Origin of the sequence: Nocardia cyriacigeorgica NBRC 100375 (genome assembly GCF_000308555.1) — a bacterium.
In the GTDB taxonomy this organism is placed as follows: domain Bacteria; phylum Actinomycetota; class Actinomycetes; order Mycobacteriales; family Mycobacteriaceae; genus Nocardia; species Nocardia cyriacigeorgica.
In genome coordinates, this window is sequence record NZ_BAFY01000059.1 from 1 (window position 1) to 1182 (window position 1182).

The following is a 1182-nucleotide window of genomic DNA, read 5'->3' on the forward strand; positions in this document are numbered from 1 at the left end:
TGGGACGGCCAACCGTAGACGGTGAGAGTCCGGTAAGCGAAAACTCAACGGCTTGTGTGGATGACTCCCGAGTAGCAGCGGGCCCGTGAAATCTGCTGTGAATCTGCCGGGACCACCCGGTAAGCCTGAATACTCCCTGGTGACCGATAGCGGACTAGTACCGTGAGGGAAAGGTGAAAAGTACCCCGGGAGGGGAGTGAAATAGTACCTGAAACCGTGCGCTTACAATCCGTCAGAGCCTTCGAGCAGCTTGCTGCTGGGGGTGATGGCGTGCCTTTTGAAGAATGAGCCTGCGAGTTAGTGGCATGTGGCGAGGTTAACCCGTGGTGGGGTAGCCGTAGCGAAAGCGAGTCCGAATAGGGCGGTTTGAGTCGCATGTTCTAGACCCGAAGCGGAGTGATCTACCCATGGCCAGGGTGAAGCGACGGTAAGACGTCGTGGAGGCCCGAACCCACTTAGGTTGAAAACTGAGGGGATGAGCTGTGGGTAGGGGTGAAAGGCCAATCAAACTCCGTGATAGCTGGTTCTCCCCGAAATGCATTTAGGTGCAGCGTCACGTGTTTCACGCCGGAGGTAGAGCTACTGGATGGCCTAGGGGGCCCACAAGCTTACCGAAGTCAGCCAAACTCCGAATGCCGGTGTGTGAGAGCGTGGCAGTGAGACTGCGGGGGATAAGCTTCGTAGTCGAGAGGGAAACAGCCCAGATCGCCGGCTAAGGCCCCTAAGCGTGTACTAAGTGGAAAAGGATGTGGAGTCGCGAAGACAACCAGGAGGTTGGCTTAGAAGCAGCCACCCTTGAAAGAGTGCGTAATAGCTCACTGGTCAAGTGATTCTGCGCCGACAATGTAGCGGGGCTCAAGTACACCGCCGAAGCCGCGGCACTCCAACAAGACATCCACATCCGACTACGGTTGGGTGTGCAGTGGTTGGGGTGGGTAGGGGAGCGTCGTACAGCCAGGGAAGCAGCGGTGTGAACCAGTTGTGGAGGCTGTGCGAGTGAGAATGCAGGCATGAGTAGCGAAAGACGAGTGAGAAACTCGTCCGCCGAATGACCAAGGGTTCCTGGGCCAGGTTAATCCGCCCAGGGTGAGTCGGGACCTAAGGCGAGGCCGACAGGCGTAGTCGATGGACAACGGGTTGATATTCCCGTACCCGTGTATCCGCGCCCATGCTGAATCAGTT

General features: G+C 57.4%; 1 rRNA gene. It reads left to right on the top strand.

Going from position 1 to position 1182, the window contains the following annotated elements:
- Nucleotides 1-1182 (top strand): 23S ribosomal RNA (locus RJ05_RS05535); the annotation flags it as partial.